The organism is Vibrio sp. 10N.222.55.C7 (assembly GCF_041473335.1).
In the GTDB taxonomy this organism is placed as follows: domain Bacteria; phylum Pseudomonadota; class Gammaproteobacteria; order Enterobacterales; family Vibrionaceae; genus Vibrio; species Vibrio crassostreae_C.
This window is the reverse complement of record NZ_JBFRSC010000037.1, coordinates 151,847-168,189: the sequence shown is the minus strand read 5'-3', so window position 1 is coordinate 168,189 and position 16,343 is coordinate 151,847. Positions and strand designations below refer to the sequence as shown.

The following is a 16,343-nucleotide window of genomic DNA, read 5'->3' as shown; positions in this document are numbered from 1 at the left end:
CATGAAAACACTTAAAGTGGCCGCTGGACTGTCGTGCTTGGCTTTACTTACGGCTTGTGAAGATAAACAAGTTGTAGAAGTGAATAACACGCCCTTGGTTAAAGCTATCGAGATTTCAGTCATCGACTTTAGCGACAAACTCTATTTCCCTGCGGTTGCAAACGCTGCCGAGAAGGCTCATCTCAGCTTTCGAGTCGCTGGTGAAATCAATAAGCTTGATGTGAAAGAAGGTGAGCGTGTTTCACGAGGAGACATCATTGCAGAGCTTGACCCTACCGATTATCAACTGGATGTCGACAATGCTCAGGCGCGTTACACGGTAATTAACAGTCAATACAGACGTTCAAGTCCGCTAGTGAAGAAAGGTTTATTGGCGAAGTCACAGTTTGATGAAATTGCTGCTCAACGCCAGATCGCTTATGCCGAACTGGAGCTCGCAAAACTGCGCTTGTCGTTCACTAAGCTTCGTGCCCCTGTTGATGGGATCATTTCTCGTGTCAGTGTTGATCAATATGAAAATATTCAGGTAGGCCAGCAGGTCGTGAACATTCACAGTGTCGAAGATGTTGAGGTTGTTATCCAACTGCCTGACCAGATTTACGTGAATCAGCCTAGCGAACAGCTGTTATCGAATGTTGAGGCTGTGGTAAGAGTACCCAGTGGCAATGAATACACGGCGGCTATTAAGGAGTTCACCACTGAACCTGACCCAAGCACGGGCACGTTCACGGTGACGCTTGCTCTACCTATGCCGGAAGATGATTTAATTCTGGATGGTATGGCCGTTGAGGTGACGTCAAATGGGCGAGATATCGGCTTGGAGTTAAAAGCTGGGGTACTTATCCCAATCGAAGCTGTGTTTAATGCGGATGGCGATGATTTAACGCGCCAGAACTCTTATGTATGGGTGCTTAACGACGACAAGACAGTCTCGAAACAACAAGTCGTGTTAGGAAAAGCAAACCAGGAAACATTGCAGGTAGTGAAAGGATTGGAAATGGGGCAGCATGTCGTTGTTGCAGGCGTATCGCGATTGCGAGATGGGATGACAGTGGAAGTATTGTCTCAGGAGACGAACAATGAGTGAAGTAAATAACAAGCCCCAAAATGACGATCAACAGGGTGATGATCAGATCACAGGTGTTGCTTCTTACTTTATACGTAACAAAGTCATTAGCTGGATGCTATCTCTGATCTTTCTTATTGGTGGTGTTTCAGCATTCTTCGGTTTGGGGCGTTTAGAAGATCCTGCCTTTACCATCAAAGATGCAATGGTCGTGACTTCATACCCGGGGGCAACGCCTCAGCAGGTGGAAGAAGAAGTTACCTACCCACTAGAGAAAGCGATTCAACAGCTTACCTATGTCGACGAAGTGAACTCTATTTCAAGCCGTGGCCTGTCTCAGGTAACGGTAACGATGAAGAACAACTACGGCCCAGACGATCTTCCGCAAATTTGGGATGAACTTCGCCGAAAAGTGAATGATCTTAAGGTTGAACTGCCACCTGGGGTCAATGATCCTCAAGTCATTGATGACTTCGGTGACGTTTACGGGATCTTGCTTGCGGTGACGGGTGATGGTTATAGCTACAAAGAGCTGCTGGATTACATTGATTATCTAAGGCGAGAGCTGGAGTTGGTTGATGGGGTCAGTAAGGTCTCTGTTTCTGGTCAACAACAAGAGCAAGTATTCATTGAGATATCGATGAAGCGGATAAGCTCTCTGGGTCTGTCTCCAAGCACGGTATTTAACCTTTTATCGACTCAAAATATTGTATCAAGTGCAGGAGCAGTAAGGATTGGTGATGAATATATTCGAATCCATCCAACGGGTGAGTTCCAGAACGTTGAACAGCTTGGAGATTTGATTCTTACGGAAGGTGGCGCTCAAGGGCTTATCTATCTAAAAGATGTGGCGAATGTAACTCGTGGTTACGTTGAGGTACCGAGTAACATCATTGGTTATAACGGCGAACTCGCGCTTAACCTGGGTGTCTCTTTTGCGCAAGGCGTGAACGTGGTCGCAGTGGGTGAAGACTTTGATCGAAGACTCGCCGAGCTTAAATATCAACAACCCGTCGGTATCGACATCTCCGAGGTTTATAACCAACCTAAAGAGGTGAACAAGTCGGTAAGCGGATTTGTGGTGAGTTTAGGGCAGGCGGTTGCGATCGTAATCGTGGTGTTACTGTTCTTCATGGGAGTACGATCGGGTCTGTTGATTGGTTTGATACTGCTATTGACCGTATTCGGCACCTTTATTTTCATGCAGTACTTCAAAATCGACCTTCAACGTATTTCACTGGGCGCGTTGGTTATTGCCTTGGGGATGCTGGTGGATAATGCCATTGTGGTGGTGGAGGGGATATTGATCGGCACGCAGAAGGGGCGAACCCGGATGCAGGCCGCCACTGATATCGTGACCCAAACCAAATGGCCACTGCTTGGCGCAACGGTGATTGCGGTCACCGCGTTTGCTCCAATTGGTTTGTCTGAAGATTCAACGGGCGAATACTGTGGCACTTTGTTCACGGTGCTATTGATTTCATTGATGCTGAGTTGGTTTACTGCCATCTCGATCACGCCGTTTTTTGCCGATATCTTCTTCAGAGGACAGAAGGTTGATCCCGATAACGAAGGCAAAGATCCATACAACGGGATGGTTTTTGTTATCTATAAAAACTTCCTTGAGTTCTGTATGAAACGCGCGTGGCTAACCATGATCGTTCTGGTGATTGGTTTAGGTGCGAGTGTGTACGGTTTTGGCTTTGTGAAACAAGCATTCTTCCCATCTTCAACTACTCCGATGTTCCAAGTGGATGTTTGGATGCCAGAAGGTACGGATATTCGAGCAACTAATACCAAGTTGAGAGTGCTTGAGAGTTGGTTGTCGGAACAAAGTGAAGTTGAACATATCACGACCACGGCCGGTAAAGGTCTGCAGCGTTTCATGTTGACCTACTCACCCGAGAAGAGTTATAGCGCGTATGGCGAAATCACGGTTCGTGTGACAGATTATCAGGTACTTGAAGGGCTGATGCGTCGCTTCCGTGAACACGTTGACAGTCAGTTCCCTGAAATTGATTACAAACTTAAGCAAATTGAATTAGGCCCTAGTGGCGGTGCGAAAATTGAGGCTCGAATCGTCGGTTCAGACCCAACCGTGCTACGTTCAATCGCAGCTCAAGTTATGGACATCATGCGTGCTGATGACGGAGCATTTAACGTTCGTCATGATTGGCGTGAAAGAACTAAGGTATTAGAGCCTCAGTTCAATGAAAGCCAAGCGCGTCGTTATGGTATTACCAAGTCTGACGTTGATGATTTCCTAGCGATGTCTTTCTCTGGTAAGTCGATTGGTGTGTATCGTGATGGTACTACGTTGATGCCTATTGTGGCTCGTTTACCTGAAGATGAGCGAGTTGATATTCGCAACATCGAAGGTATGAAGATTTGGAGCCCGGCATTAAGCGAATATATTCCGTTGCAGCAAGTGACGCTTGGCTACGAATTGGAATGGGAAGATCCACTTATCATCCGTAAGAACCGTAAGCGTATGCTGACGGTAATGGCCGACAACGACCTATTGGGTGAAGAAACGGCTTCGACGTTACAGAAACGCTTACAGCCACAAATTGAAGCGATTGAGATGCCACCGGGTTATTCGTTGGAGTGGGGTGGTGAATATGAGTCATCTGCTGATGCACAAGCGTCTCTGTTTACCACTATGCCGATGGGTTACCTGTTCATGTTCTTGATTACCGTGTTCTTGTTCAACTCGGTCAAAGAACCGCTAATTGTTTGGCTAACGGTTCCATTAGCGCTAATCGGGGTAACGACAGGCTTATTAGCCTTGAATACACCATTTGGCTTCATGGCATTGCTAGGCTTCTTGAGTTTATCCGGGATGCTACTTAAGAACGGTATCGTACTGCTTGACCAAATTGAGATTGAGATGAAGTCCGGTAAAGATCCATATGTAGCGGTTGTTGATGCGGCACTGAGTCGTGTTCGTCCGGTATGTATGGCTGCGATCACCACCATTCTTGGTATGATCCCTCTACTACCGGACATCTTCTTTAAACCAATGGCAGTAACCATCATGTTTGGTTTAGGCTTTGCGACTGTACTCACGCTAATCGTAGTACCTGTGCTGTATCGTTTATTCCATAAAATTGAAGTGGCTTAACGTCAACTAACCTTTGAAATAATGCCCCTAATTGGGGCATTATTTTTATGTACGATTACTAAAAGAGACTATCGAAATGGAAGCGAATACAGTGGATAGAACGTGTGCATGGGCGCTTAAACATGAGCTTGAAAGGGAGTACCACGACGCAGAGTGGGGAGTGCCTGTTTATGATGACCAAGTTCTGTTTGAGTTCATTACTTTAGAAGGCGCTCAGGCGGGTCTTAGCTGGATTACGATCCTTAAAAAGCGTGAAGGCTATCGTGCTGCATTTGATAATTACGATTTAAACAAGCTAGCTGAGTTGAATGAAGACAACGTGCCTCATATCATTGAAAACTTCGATGTGGTTAAGCATAAGGGCAAGATCGCCTCTGTATACGGTAATGCTCGAGCAACACTTGAACTCCAGAAAGAGTTTGGCTCTTTATCAAATGCTTTGTGGCAATTTGTCGATAACAAGGTGATAGAAAACAACTGGACTGAGATGTCTCAAGTTCCCGCTTCTACCGAGCAATCTAAAGCAATGAGTAAGTTTTTGAAAAAAAGAGGCTTTAAGTTTGTAGGGGAAACAATCTGTTACGCGTTTATGCAAGCGACAGGTATGGTTAATGATCATTTAGTCGGTTGCCCACACAAATAAAGTGTTATTTATTTCAGCGGAACAATCACTTAGAAATTGAAAAATTCATAGCCATTTTTTCATCGCTCTGAGATCTTTAAGTGGATGTGCTTTAAGGTTCAATATTGGCTTTGAAAGCTTCTGGACTATGAGCGGTTTGTATTATGAGCTGAAGTATCTGAATATGAGTATTTTGAGTTATGCTTTAAACAGAAAAAGGCAGGAATATCCTGCCTTTTTTGCATATTAGACCTATCGTCTCAGATTAAATCAGAGCGCTATAACGTTCTAATCCCGCCTCTAGATCAGCAATCAGGTCATCAACATCTTCTAACCCAATATGAACACGTATCAAGGTACCTTCGAAATTAGGATTGGCAACAGTTCTCAAGCTGTCAAAACTGCTTGGTTCGTTAGCTAGAATCAAACTTTCAAATCCACCCCAAGAGTAACCCATACTAAAATGTGTCATTCCATCAAGTAACGCTGTCGTCGCTTTGATATTAGAGTTGTTTAGTACAAAAGAGAACAAGCCATTACCGCCAGTAAAATCTCGTTTGAAGAATTCATGGCCTGGGCAAGACTCAAGAGCAGGGTGACGAACGTGGTTAACTTCAGGACGAGTCTCTAACCATTTTGCGACCTTCAAGCTGCTTTCTGCGTGTTGGCGTAGACGCACATCAAGAGTACGAATGCCGCGAAGCCCTAAATAAGCATCATCAGGTGAGACACATTGCCCCATCAAGTAACTTTGCTCTCTTAGTTGATCCCAGCATTTCTCATTGGCGACTGCCGTACCTAGCATCACATCAGAGTGACCCACGATGTATTTGGTCGCTGCTTGAATCGAGATATCAACACCAAAATCAAACGGTGAGAAGTTCACGCCAGCCGCCCAAGTATTGTCTAGCATAACGATGATGTCATGTTCATGAGCGATACGCGCTAGTGTTGGAATATCCTGCACTTCCATGGTGACAGAGCCTGGAGACTCAGTAAACAGCACCTTAGTGTTTGGCTTGATAAGGTCTTGGATACCTTCACCAATCGTTGGCTCGTAGTAAGTTGTCTCTACCCCCATCTTTTTCATGATGGTGTCACAGAAATCACGAGTAGGTTCGTAGCAGGTGTCAACCATTAAAATATGATCACCTGTTTCTACAAAAGAGAGAATGGCATTCGAAATTGCTGCTGTACCACACGGGTACAGTGCACAACCCGCGCCGCCTTCTACTTCAACCATCGCATCTTGGAAGGCAAAATGAGTGTTGGTTCCACGACGTCCGTAAAAAAGGGTCTTGTTAGCGCGGTTAATCGTAGCTTTACGCTTCTCTTCTACTGAGTTAAATACGACAGTTGAAGCGCGTTGTACTGGTGGGTTAACAACACCATTGGTCCACTTCTTATCACGACCGGCAGTGATAAGTTTAGTGGTTTTGTTCTCGGACATGCTGTGAATTCCTTATCAATCGGTTATGTCCTATTTAAAACATGCCAAGAGTGTTCAAAGCAAGAGCGGAGCGGGGATTTTTTGCGCTTTTCTTACGATTTTTAACCTTTCACTCAGTTAACAGTGAAAGGTTAAAAATGATCGATGGGGAAACAACGAGCCATAATCGACTCATTGCTGGAATTATAGGAGTGGGTTGAACAAGTAGAACAGCCTCTCAAAGAAGCGATTACTAAGGTTTCTTTGCTCCCACTGTTCTAACTCTACAGAGTGGGATGAAGAGATATAAGATTTCTGCAGCTCAGACAGTTTTTGCGTGAAATGCACATCATCCACAGCCAGAGTCACTTCAAAGTTGAGCCACAAACTGCGCATGTCGATATTGACGGTTCCGATCAAGCAAAACTCTTCATCGATCACTACCGATTTGGTATGAAGAAGGCCACCGTAAAATTCATAGATCTTCACGCCAGCTTCAAGCAACTCGGTATAAAACGCACGAGAAGCCCATTTAACCATTAGTGAATCGTTATTGTGTGGAATGATCAGTTCTACAGTTACGCCGCGTTGAGCTGTCATCTTAAGTGTTTCGAGTAAGTCAGCACTTGGCACAAAATAAGGTGTAGTAATACGTACAGAATGATTCGCTTGATTGATGGCGATGGTCAGTACTTGTAAGATCAAATATTCCGGCATGCCAGGGCCAGACGGCACTACTTGAACCGGATGATGTGTCATGATTTCTTCAACTGGGCATTCAGGTATATCAGGGAGAATGCGTTCACCAGTCTCAACTTCCCAATCCCAGCCATGAATAGCGGATAACACATTAACGGTTGGCCCAGTCACTCTGACCATTACATCAATCCACTGACCAACGCCGGAACTTTGTTTGAAGTGAGCAGGATCGACCATGTTCATTGAACCCGTATAGGCGATAGTCTCGTCAATCACAATGATTTTGCGGTGTTGTCTTAAATCTAGGCGACGTAAAAAAATACGCCATGGGCTCACTTCTAGTGCTTGTACGACTTGAACGCCTGCGTCCTTCATCATTGACTGCCAGTGGCTTTTGAAAAAGCGAGGGCTACCGGCTGAATCGAGCAAAACTTTAACATCTACGCCACGTTTTGCAGCGCGAATCAGCGCAGAGGCAACCGAATCGGTCAGGCCACCTGGATGCCAAATATAGAAAACCATCTTGATACTGGTTTGTGCATTTTCTATATCTTCGATAATTGCGTGTAGGATCTCGTTTGGTGAAGATTGCAGCGATAGAGTGTTTCCACTGAGTGCAGGGATGCCCATTCGATTGTTACAAAGCTCGTCAATCTTATGGATAGGGGAGCCGACTTTCCCTGGTTGGTGAAGTTGGCAATCATTCAATTGACGGAACCAGTCGCCGAAAGGGGTAAACATACGATGAGCGCGTTCAGCCCTTTTTCTGCCTAGGTTTAGCTCACCAAAAAGGAAGTAACAAGCTACACCAACAATCGGGATAATGTAGATAACCATTAGCCAAGCAAGAGAAACGCTGACAGAGCGTCGTTTTAGTACAACACGAAACGTCACACCGGCTACGAGAACCCAGTACAAAACAACAGAGGCCAAAGTTAAAAAATGATAAAGCTTATCCACATTGAATACTCGAAAAAAGAGACACTTAGATAGTAATGCTATTTAACGGATATGGGAATTTAAGGAATCAACTATTTACAAAATAGAGCAAAAGATGTAAATAGGTTAAAGTTGTTAATTTTTGGTCAACTTAAGAAGAAAACGATTGTTTTGTATGAAAAGTCGGCATTTAACCATAAAAATTTACATCTTTAACGAAATTTGTACGGTATGCTCTTCCAATTTTATTCTTAAACTGGTTTACTTGCTAGACAACGAGCGTCAATCAAATCTTTTAGGTGTGTAAATTTATTTATACACCTTCCTTTTAAAGACGCCACCCAAAGCAAAACACAACATCACATAACACAAAAGTTTGGAGTACACGTGGCTACTAGTAATACAACCACAACACCCCGCGATACCTGGGGTTCGAAGTTAGGATTCGTAATGGCTGCAGCAGGTTCTGCTGTTGGCTTAGGTAACATTTGGAAATTCCCATACACAGCAGGCGAAAGTGGCGGTGGTGCATTCGTTGCCATTTACCTGTTTTTTGTAATTTTTATTGGTTTCAGTGTCATGCTGACTGAATTTGCGATTGGCCGTCATACGCAAAAATCAGCAGTAGGTGCATTTAAAACAACTGACCGTCGTTGGACGTTCGCTGGCGTTATCGGCGTATTCAGTGGTCTACTTATCATGGGTTTCTACCCAGTAGTAGGCGGTTGGTCAATCGCATACATCGGTAAAATTGCAGGTGGTCTTCTAGACGCACCAGAAGCAATTGGTGATAGCTTTGGTGGCTTTATCTCAAACCCAGTTCAACCACTAATGTGGATGGGCTTATACCTACTACTTAACGTTGTTATCGTTATGAAAGGTATCTCTGGTGGTATTGAGAAAGCAGGTAAGATTCTGATGCCGCTTCTTTTCATTATCCTTATTGTAGTATCAATCAAAGGCATTATGCTTCCGGGCGCGATGGCTGGTCTTGAGTTCCTATTCAGTCCTGACTTCTCTAAAGTAGACAGCAATGTAATCCTAGCCGCTCTAGGTCAAGCATTCTTCTCTCTAAGTCTTGGTATGGGTTGTATGATGACATACGGTTCTTACCTTAAGAAGAAAGAGAACCTAGTTCAGACAACAGCAATGGTAACCGCAATGGATACTGGTGTTGCTATTCTAGCTGGTGTTGCAATGTTCCCTGCAATGTTCGCGTTCGGTATGGAACCTGCAGCGGGCCCTGGTTTAGTATTCGTTGTTGTTCCTCAGCTATTCGCTGAAATGGGCGGCGTAATCGGTCTTCTATTTGCTCTTATGTTCTTCGTTGGTTTGAGTGTTGCGGCACTAACATCTTCAGTATCTCTACTTGAAGTTGTGGTTTCTTACCTAATCGATGAGAAAGGCATGAAGCGTGTAACAGCGGTACTGTCTGCAAGTGTTGTAATGGCGATTCTATGTATCTTCGCTTCTCTATCACTTGGCGGCTTCGGTCCAACACTGTTTGATACTGGCGCGTTCGACATTTTCGACCTACTAACGGATAAGATTTTCCTAGCGGTTGGCGGTATGTTGGTATGTATCTTCGCTGGTTGGAGACTAAACCGTGCAGACCTAGAGAAAGAAATCACTAACGACGGTGAAGTCTCTTTCCCACTATTTGGTCTATGGTACACACTAGTTAAGTACATCATCCCTGTAGCTATCGCAATCGTTGCGTTCATGGGTATCTCTTCTGGCTTCGATAGCGGTAAAGGTGCAATCATGCTACTAGGTATTGGTATCATTGCTGGTTTTGCGCTGATTTCTAAGAAGTTCTAATCGCAAGATAAAGTAATTTGATAAACGGGAGCTCATTAGCTCCCGTTTTTTTATGTCTGGAACTTAATTATCTAAGAAAAATAACCATTAAAGGTATCCGTCTGATAGCCGATATAAATGGAACGAATAGCTGTTAGAGCTATATTTTGATTTAGGTAGGTGTTGTTTGAAATTGTCAGTGAGAAAGAAACTGTATGCCGGTTTTGGCTCTATATTGGCGGTGCTTGTCACGTTAGTCGGTATTGTATGGATGGAAGTTATTGGCGCTCATAAGAGCGCCGATGAGATTAGATTAGATGATGTACCGGGTACCGTTACCTACCTTGTTTTGATCGATGAAGCTGGAGATGTCTATCGAGATGCTCTGGGTGCAATCACTCTGGTCGATAATGCACTCAATGATTATCGAACCAACAAGAACGAATTTGCTCAAGCTATCGAGCAGGCTAAGCGTTTGGAGAGTAGAGGTTCGGAAGACCACCGCCGTATTCAGCGAATTGAAGACCTGATGGGGCGTTTCACTCAAGAGTTTGAATCAAAGCTTGTGCCGAAGATCAATGATGAAGCTGCGCTACTAGCCAATATTCAACAGCTACGATCTTTGTATGAGAGCAATCTTATCCCTATTGAGAACTTACTGGATCAAGCGTCAGCAAGTGAGCGCGCAGATACAGAACAGTCACTACTGACACTAACCGACACGTTTACTACCATCGAGCGCACCATCATGGTGTTGTCTGCTATTGCGATTGTCTTTGGTTGTGTGATTGCGTATCTATTGTCTAGCTCTATTACCAATCGTCTTACTCGTGTAGAACAAGTAGCACGACGTGTAGCAAATGGTGACCTAACGGCAGGCGACATTATTGATGATTCTGGTGATGAATTGGCTGAACTGGCTAAGTCGATTAACCAGATGCAGAAGTCGTTAGTGGACTTATTAGGTTCTATCTCTTCTGTGACCCATGAAGTTCAATCTGTTACGGGCGAACTATCTTCTATTAGTCAAGACATCGTAACGGGCGCTTCTGCTCAAGCTGATAAGGCCAACTTAATTGCAACGGCTGCTGAAGAGTTAAGCTTGACCATTTCAGAAGTGGCGCAGCAGGGCACGTCTACTTATGAAGAAGCACGTCGCTCAGAAACCTCTGCAGAAGATGGCCGCAACGTGATTGTTGAGATGGTGGCGAGTATTCAACAAGTGTCGACTCAAATGAGCGATATGTCGTTGCAAATGAATACTCTAGGTTCTCACGGTGAGCAGATTGGTAGCGTTATCAAGGTAATCGAAGACATTGCTGAGCAAACTAACCTGTTAGCTCTTAACGCTGCGATTGAGGCTGCGCGTGCAGGCGAGTTTGGTCGTGGTTTTGCTGTGGTAGCCGATGAAGTGCGAGCGCTAGCAGAAAGAACAACCAAAGCGACACGAGAAGTCTCGGGCATCATTCAATCGATTCAATCGGGCACTCAAGAAGCGGTGACTTACACTCAAGATAACTGTCGTTTAGTTGAGATTGGTGTTGAGCAAAGCTCAGGTGCGGTTTCGGCTCTAGAAGCGATTGTGAGCGGTGCGGGCAATGTACAAAGCATGGTTAACTCTATTGCGACTGCGGCAGAAGAACAGACGGCTGTGACCAAAGAAATTGCAGCGGACATTACCGCGATTAGCGATATCTCTGAGCAATCTCTGCAGCTAGCAACTCGTAGCTCCGAAAATACATCAGGCTTGAACGCTAAGGTTGCTGAGCTAGAAGCATTAGTTGGTAAGTTTAAACTGGGGTAAAGCGGTAGCTTGGTTCTATTTACCTATTGGTAATCGAGTAAAGACCACGCACTGATCGCTAGTTGCTGAAAAGAAGCCCAACGATTCAATATTTATTGAGTGAGTTGGGCTTTTTCGTAGCTGGAATCTGGGTTCAGACGAGGTATACTCCACGTTCTACAATGGAGCTAGCCTTTACATGTTCGATATTCTTCTGAACCACTCTGATTTTTTACTTATCAATAAGCATCCTGGAGTCAGCGTCCACAAAGACGATGGCGATACCATGTTGCTTCAAGAAGTTGCTAAGGCAATTAATGAGCCTAAGCTGTATCTCGTTCATCGACTAGATAAAATGACTTCGGGCATTCTGCTGCTGGCAAAAAATGCGTCGGCGGCGAGCGAGCTTTCACAGCTATTTGCAAAGCGTGAAGTAGAAAAATACTACCTTGCGATTGGCTCTAAGAAGCCAAAGAAAAAGCAAGGTTTGATCTCAGGAGACATGGAGCGTTCACGACGCTCAAGTTGGAAACTTCTGACATCCAAAGAGAACCCGGCGATTACTCAGTTTTTATCAGCAACGGCTGAACCCGGTGAGCGTCTGCTGTTATGCAAACCCTATACAGGGCGAACTCACCAGATCCGTGTCGCGATGAAGTCGATCGGCTCAGCCATTGTTGGTGACCCTATTTATAATCCATCGAGTGAGGCTGACAGAGGTTATCTACATGCCTTCGCGATTCGATTTGCCTATCAATCACAAGCCTACGAATATGTCTGCGACCCAAGGAGCTTAAACTCTTTGGGTGAGAAGTGGCATCAGGAAACCGTGTCGAACGGTTTGGACAGTTGGCTTGAACCTTGGTCATTAACTTGGCCAAAGCTAAACACTAAGTGAGTGAAATAATGGAAGCATCAGCTTTACCTCTGTTTTTTAGTCATATTGAACAGCAACTTAATGAAGTACCAAACGAACTACGCCGTATTTTCCACGGGCGCGGTAAGTTTTGGCCTGGTCTAGAGCAACTGACATGTGACTGGGTTGATGGACAGCTACTGGTTAACGTGTTTAAAGAAGTCAACGATGAATTCTTGTCATCTCTTAAAGCTGGATTGGTTGAACTCACCAACAAAGATATCTGGCAATCAAAGCAGGGCACAAGCATTGTTCTGCAACACCGTTATGCCGATGGTGCGCCTTCAGAGGTTCTATGGGGTGAGTTGAATGACTCTCCGGTTGTGGTTGAGCATGGCCTTAAGTACCAATTAGACATTGGCCGTAATCAGAACTTCGGTTTGTTCCTAGACATGCGTAATGGTCGTCAGTGGGTACAAGATAATGCCAAGGATAAGAACGTTCTTAACCTGTTTGCATACACTTGTGGTTTCTCTGTCGCGGCTATCGCTGGTGGCGCTCGTCAATGCATGAACGTGGACATGTCACGTGGCTCGCTAAACAAAGGTCGCGATAACCACCGTCTGAATGAACACGATATGCGCTCGGTTAACTTCCTTGGCTACGATATCTTTAAGTCGTGGGGGAAAATCAAGAAGGGCGGTCCTTACGAGCTCGTTATCATCGATCCACCTTCGTTCCAAAAAGGCAGCTTTGCTCTAACCAAAGATTACAAAAAAATCTTACGTCGTTTGCCTGAACTTCTAACTGAAGGCGGTGAAGTGATTGCGTGTGTGAACTCACCAGCAGTATCACCAAACTTCCTGATTGAGACGATGGCAGAAGAAGCACCAAGCGTTGAGTTCATTGAGCGTCTGGACAACCCGCCTGAGTTTGTCGATGTCGACCTTGATTCAAGCCTAAAGGTATTGAGGTTTAAAATCACGGCTTCAGCTGAAGCTTGATGTCATGATTTAGCGGGCATTATCCATACTAATATAGAAAACGCCGCTCACAATGAGCGGCGTTTTTATAGGTGCAAGAAACTAACTCATTTATTAACTAGCTTGGTTTTTTAGTGTCTGAAAACCAAAATAAATACGCATGAACGTGGTTAGCCAACAAGCTGCACCAAAGGTGTAAGCGATAACTGCAAAGTGTTGAGGCCAAATACAAAACGCGATGAAACAAGCGATGGTTTCAGTGCCTTCGGTTAGCCCTGACATGTAGTACAGAGACTTATGCTTATAGACTGGGTTTTCAATGCCTCGCTTGCCTGCCATAACCGCAAACGCTAAAAAGCTGCTGCCTGTGCCGATAAAAGAGAAAATCAAAAATGCACCGGCAATGGCGTTGTGTTCTGGGTTGGCAATGACAAATCCAAAAGGGATCAGCGAGTAGAATAGGAAATCTAGGCTGATATCGAGGAAACCGCCCGCATCACTAATGCCTTGGATTCGAGCCAAGGCTCCATCAAGCCCATCACATACTCTATTAAACACAATGAAGCCTAACGCCCACTCATATTGTTGAAATGCCAACGCTGGAAACGCTAAACACCCAATCAGAAATCCGAATAACGTGGTTTGATTGGCCGTGATACCCAATTGGTTTAGTAACTTAGCAGACTGATTTAATGGCCACTTAATGACCTTAATGGAGTACTTATCCAGCATGGTTACTTCTCCATGGCCAAGACAGTACTTCTGCCCCTTGAGGTACATCGGCTTCGTCGTGCGTGACCATTAATGTAGGGATATTCGCTTTGGTCAGCTGTTCGAAGACCCAATCGCGAAATTGTGCTCTGAGCTCTTGGTCTAACTTACTGAACGGTTCGTCAAGCAGGGCGAGTTTAGGCTTGGCTAACAACATACGAGTCAAGCTTATTCTTGCGCGTTGACCGCCGGATATTTGATCCGGGAAAGATTCAGCTAAGTGAGTTAGCTCTATGTCTTTTAGTGCAGCCATTGCTTGTTTTTGGCGAGCGGAACCTTTAACAGAGTTCGGTAACGAAAAGGCCAAGTTTTCCCATACTTTGAGGTGCGGAAACAACAAGTCATCTTGAAACAAAATACCGACTTCACGCTGATGTGATGGAAGCTCGTCGAGCTGAATATTGTTCAACACAACGGTGCCAGAGTACGAAAACTCTTCACTTAAGTGACCAGCAATCGCATCCAGTAAGGTCGACTTTCCGCAGCCACTCGGCCCCATCAAAGCCAGTATTTGGCCAGATTCTAATGTGACGTTTAGCGCTGAGAACAGCGAATCTCCATCGGTTTTACGGATGGCGAGGTCGTTGAGGTACAGACTCATTACTTAGGAAACCTTTAAAAGTAAGACGGCGATATCTGAGTTGAAGTCGGCTGACTAATATCGCTAAAGAGAAAAAGAACAGAGGCAATAGGGCCTGCCAAATGGCATAGATTGCTGTCACCCTGCGGTCGAAACCACTGGTAAGTGCAACGGCTTCTGTGGTGATCGTGCTAATACGGCCCGCGCCGAGCATTAATGTTGGAAGGTATTGGGCCAAACTCACGCTGATCCCGACCGCCCAAGCAAAGGCAATCGCAGGAAGCAAGATTGGTAGTTTGATCGAATACCAACTCTGAAATGGCGATTTACCTAGGCTCAGCGAGGCTTTAATCAACCCATCATTGAAGCTTTTCCACGGGCCATCCAAAGACAGATACACGAACGGGAAAGCAAAGAAAACATGCGCCCAAATCACCCAGAACTCATAGGCACTACTGCCGATGTAGAGGGTCGTGACTTGCATACCAAACAACACTGAAAGCTGTGGTATTAGCATTGGAATAGCGATAATGAAGCCCGGAACTTGCCACTTGTATTTGATTCTGTATTCGTGAGCCACCAGCGCAAGCAACAAAGCGACTGAAGCGGCAATCAGACCAATCCATAAGCTTTGACCCACAGTACTCATGATGGCATCCCACTCGAACTCCCAGAAGCGCATGCTGTAGCGGCTCGGCAGTAAATCAGGGAAGCGCCAACGCTGAGCAACGCTCCAAATTACCATTAAAGGAATGATCAGCAGTGAAAGGCTAGCAAGGACAGTGAATACCGTTTTCCCCGGAAGGTTTGCCCCTGTTCTTCCGGAATACTGCCAAGTTCGAAAGTACTTAAGAACCGCCCATTCAACTAAACGCGCCAAGGCGATGATCAACGAAGCTAAACCAAACAAAACGATGGCACCAGCAGCAGCTCGCGGAAGTAGGTTAAGATCCGGATCGTTGAACCATTGCCATACCAAAACGGCAAAGGTCGGCGGGTTGGTTGGGCCTATGATCAAAGCAATATCGACAACCGAGACACTGTAAGCGAGTACCGCCAGCATTGGGAAACGAAGCTTGGTAAACCATTGTGGGAAAATACATTTCCACCAGATCTGAGCGCGGCTGTAACCGAGCGATGCACTGACCTTGGTGATACGCTCTACATCAATTTGCTGAAGTATCGAAATGCTCATCAGCAATAAGAAGGGGACTTCTTTGAGTGCGAGCATAATAATTAAGCCGAACGCGTATGGGTCTTTCACCAATAACGCCAATTCAGAGCTGGTAGCCGATTCGCCGAGCAAGTGATGTACCGCTCTTGCGCCAAGCCCCGTTGGACTAAACAGAAAAGCAAAGCCGATAGCGAAAGCTACATGTGGAATGGCAAGCATTGGCGATAGCGTAAACTCAATCTTTCTCCAAAACTTGTTTCCCCAAGAGGCTTGAAGAATACAAAAGGTCAGGAAGCAGGCTATATAGCTGCTTGCAATTGCTGAACCTAGGCTTAAGCCAATAGAGTGCCAAGCCCCTTCCCATTGAAAGACTTGGCTAAAACCGTTGAGTGTCGGCTCCTCTAAACCAAGGGGCGGGATGAAACTCAGTGACGAAGCCACGACTCCCGCTACCCCAGGAATGGTCGGGATAATGCATACAGCTATAACAACAAAATATAGAGCGCGTAGCATGAAG

The 16,343-nt window shown here is 45.2% G+C and carries 12 protein-coding genes; 7 read left to right on the top strand and 5 right to left on the bottom strand.

Annotated elements, in window-relative coordinates; translation table 11 throughout:
- Window position 1 precedes the first annotated feature (1 nt).
- The 3 genes from AB4482_RS13540 (at window position 2) to AB4482_RS13530 (ending at window position 4,833) form a co-directional block, all read left to right on the top strand.
- On the top strand, window positions 2-1,087 hold the full coding sequence (locus AB4482_RS13540; protein WP_108208854.1) for an efflux RND transporter periplasmic adaptor subunit: 1,086 nt from the start codon (window positions 2-4) through the stop codon (window positions 1,085-1,087).
- Window positions 1,080-4,190: an efflux RND transporter permease subunit gene (locus tag AB4482_RS13535; RefSeq protein WP_108208853.1), complete on the top strand. Its 3,111-nt coding sequence runs from the start codon at window positions 1,080-1,082 to the stop codon at window positions 4,188-4,190. The genes AB4482_RS13540 and AB4482_RS13535 overlap by 8 nt, the downstream gene beginning before the upstream one ends.
- 76 nt (window positions 4,191-4,266) lie before the next feature.
- Window positions 4,267-4,833, top strand: coding sequence for a DNA-3-methyladenine glycosylase I (locus AB4482_RS13530; protein ID WP_372131665.1), 567 nt, complete (start codon window positions 4,267-4,269; stop codon window positions 4,831-4,833).
- 244 nt (window positions 4,834-5,077) lie between these two features.
- Here the strand turns inward: AB4482_RS13530 and AB4482_RS13525 are convergent, their stop codons facing one another.
- Complete coding sequence (locus tag AB4482_RS13525; protein WP_017065338.1) at window positions 5,078-6,262, bottom strand: cystathionine beta-lyase; 1,185 nt, start codon at window positions 6,260-6,262, stop codon at window positions 5,078-5,080.
- Window positions 6,263-6,445: 183 nt separating this feature from the next.
- A complete protein-coding gene (cls, locus tag AB4482_RS13520) occupies window positions 6,446-7,900 on the bottom strand; it encodes a cardiolipin synthase (RefSeq protein WP_372131667.1) in 1,455 nt (484 codons plus the stop codon).
- Between the two features lie 366 nt (window positions 7,901-8,266).
- Here cls and AB4482_RS13515 point away from each other — a divergent pair, with 366 nt between their 5' ends.
- The 4 genes from AB4482_RS13515 (at window position 8,267) to AB4482_RS13500 (ending at window position 13,322) form a co-directional block, all read left to right on the top strand.
- Window positions 8,267-9,700, top strand: a complete 1,434-nt coding sequence (locus tag AB4482_RS13515; RefSeq protein ID WP_050543975.1) for a sodium-dependent transporter — start codon at window positions 8,267-8,269, stop codon at window positions 9,698-9,700.
- Window positions 9,701-9,866: 166 nt separating this feature from the next.
- A complete protein-coding gene (locus tag AB4482_RS13510) occupies window positions 9,867-11,483 on the top strand; it encodes a methyl-accepting chemotaxis protein (RefSeq protein ID WP_372131669.1) in 1,617 nt (538 codons plus the stop codon).
- Window positions 11,484-11,661: 178 nt separating this feature from the next.
- Window positions 11,662-12,360, top strand: coding sequence for a TIGR01621 family pseudouridine synthase (locus tag AB4482_RS13505; protein WP_017060318.1), 699 nt, complete (start codon window positions 11,662-11,664; stop codon window positions 12,358-12,360).
- An 8-nt stretch (window positions 12,361-12,368) separates the two neighbouring features.
- Window positions 12,369-13,322, top strand: coding sequence for a class I SAM-dependent methyltransferase (locus AB4482_RS13500; RefSeq protein ID WP_372058812.1), 954 nt, complete (start codon window positions 12,369-12,371; stop codon window positions 13,320-13,322).
- Window positions 13,323-13,415: 93 nt separating this feature from the next.
- On the opposite strand, the gene AB4482_RS13495 is transcribed toward AB4482_RS13500, so the two are convergent.
- The 3 genes from AB4482_RS13495 to AB4482_RS13485 are packed head-to-tail and all read right to left on the bottom strand — an operon-like array spanning window position 13,416 to window position 16,339.
- The gene (locus tag AB4482_RS13495) at window positions 13,416-14,033 is read right to left on the bottom strand and encodes a CDP-alcohol phosphatidyltransferase family protein (protein ID WP_017060320.1); all 618 of its coding nucleotides are present in this window, start codon (window positions 14,031-14,033) and stop codon (window positions 13,416-13,418) included.
- Window positions 14,023-14,673 (bottom strand): ATP-binding cassette domain-containing protein, encoded by a 651-nt coding sequence (locus AB4482_RS13490; RefSeq protein ID WP_017065359.1) that lies wholly within the window; start codon window positions 14,671-14,673, stop codon window positions 14,023-14,025. Before AB4482_RS13490 ends, AB4482_RS13495 begins: the two co-directional genes overlap by 11 nt.
- Window positions 14,639-16,339 (bottom strand): ABC transporter permease, encoded by a 1,701-nt coding sequence (locus AB4482_RS13485; protein ID WP_017060322.1) that lies wholly within the window; start codon window positions 16,337-16,339, stop codon window positions 14,639-14,641. Before AB4482_RS13485 ends, AB4482_RS13490 begins: the two co-directional genes overlap by 35 nt.
- Window positions 16,340-16,343 lie beyond the last annotated feature (4 nt).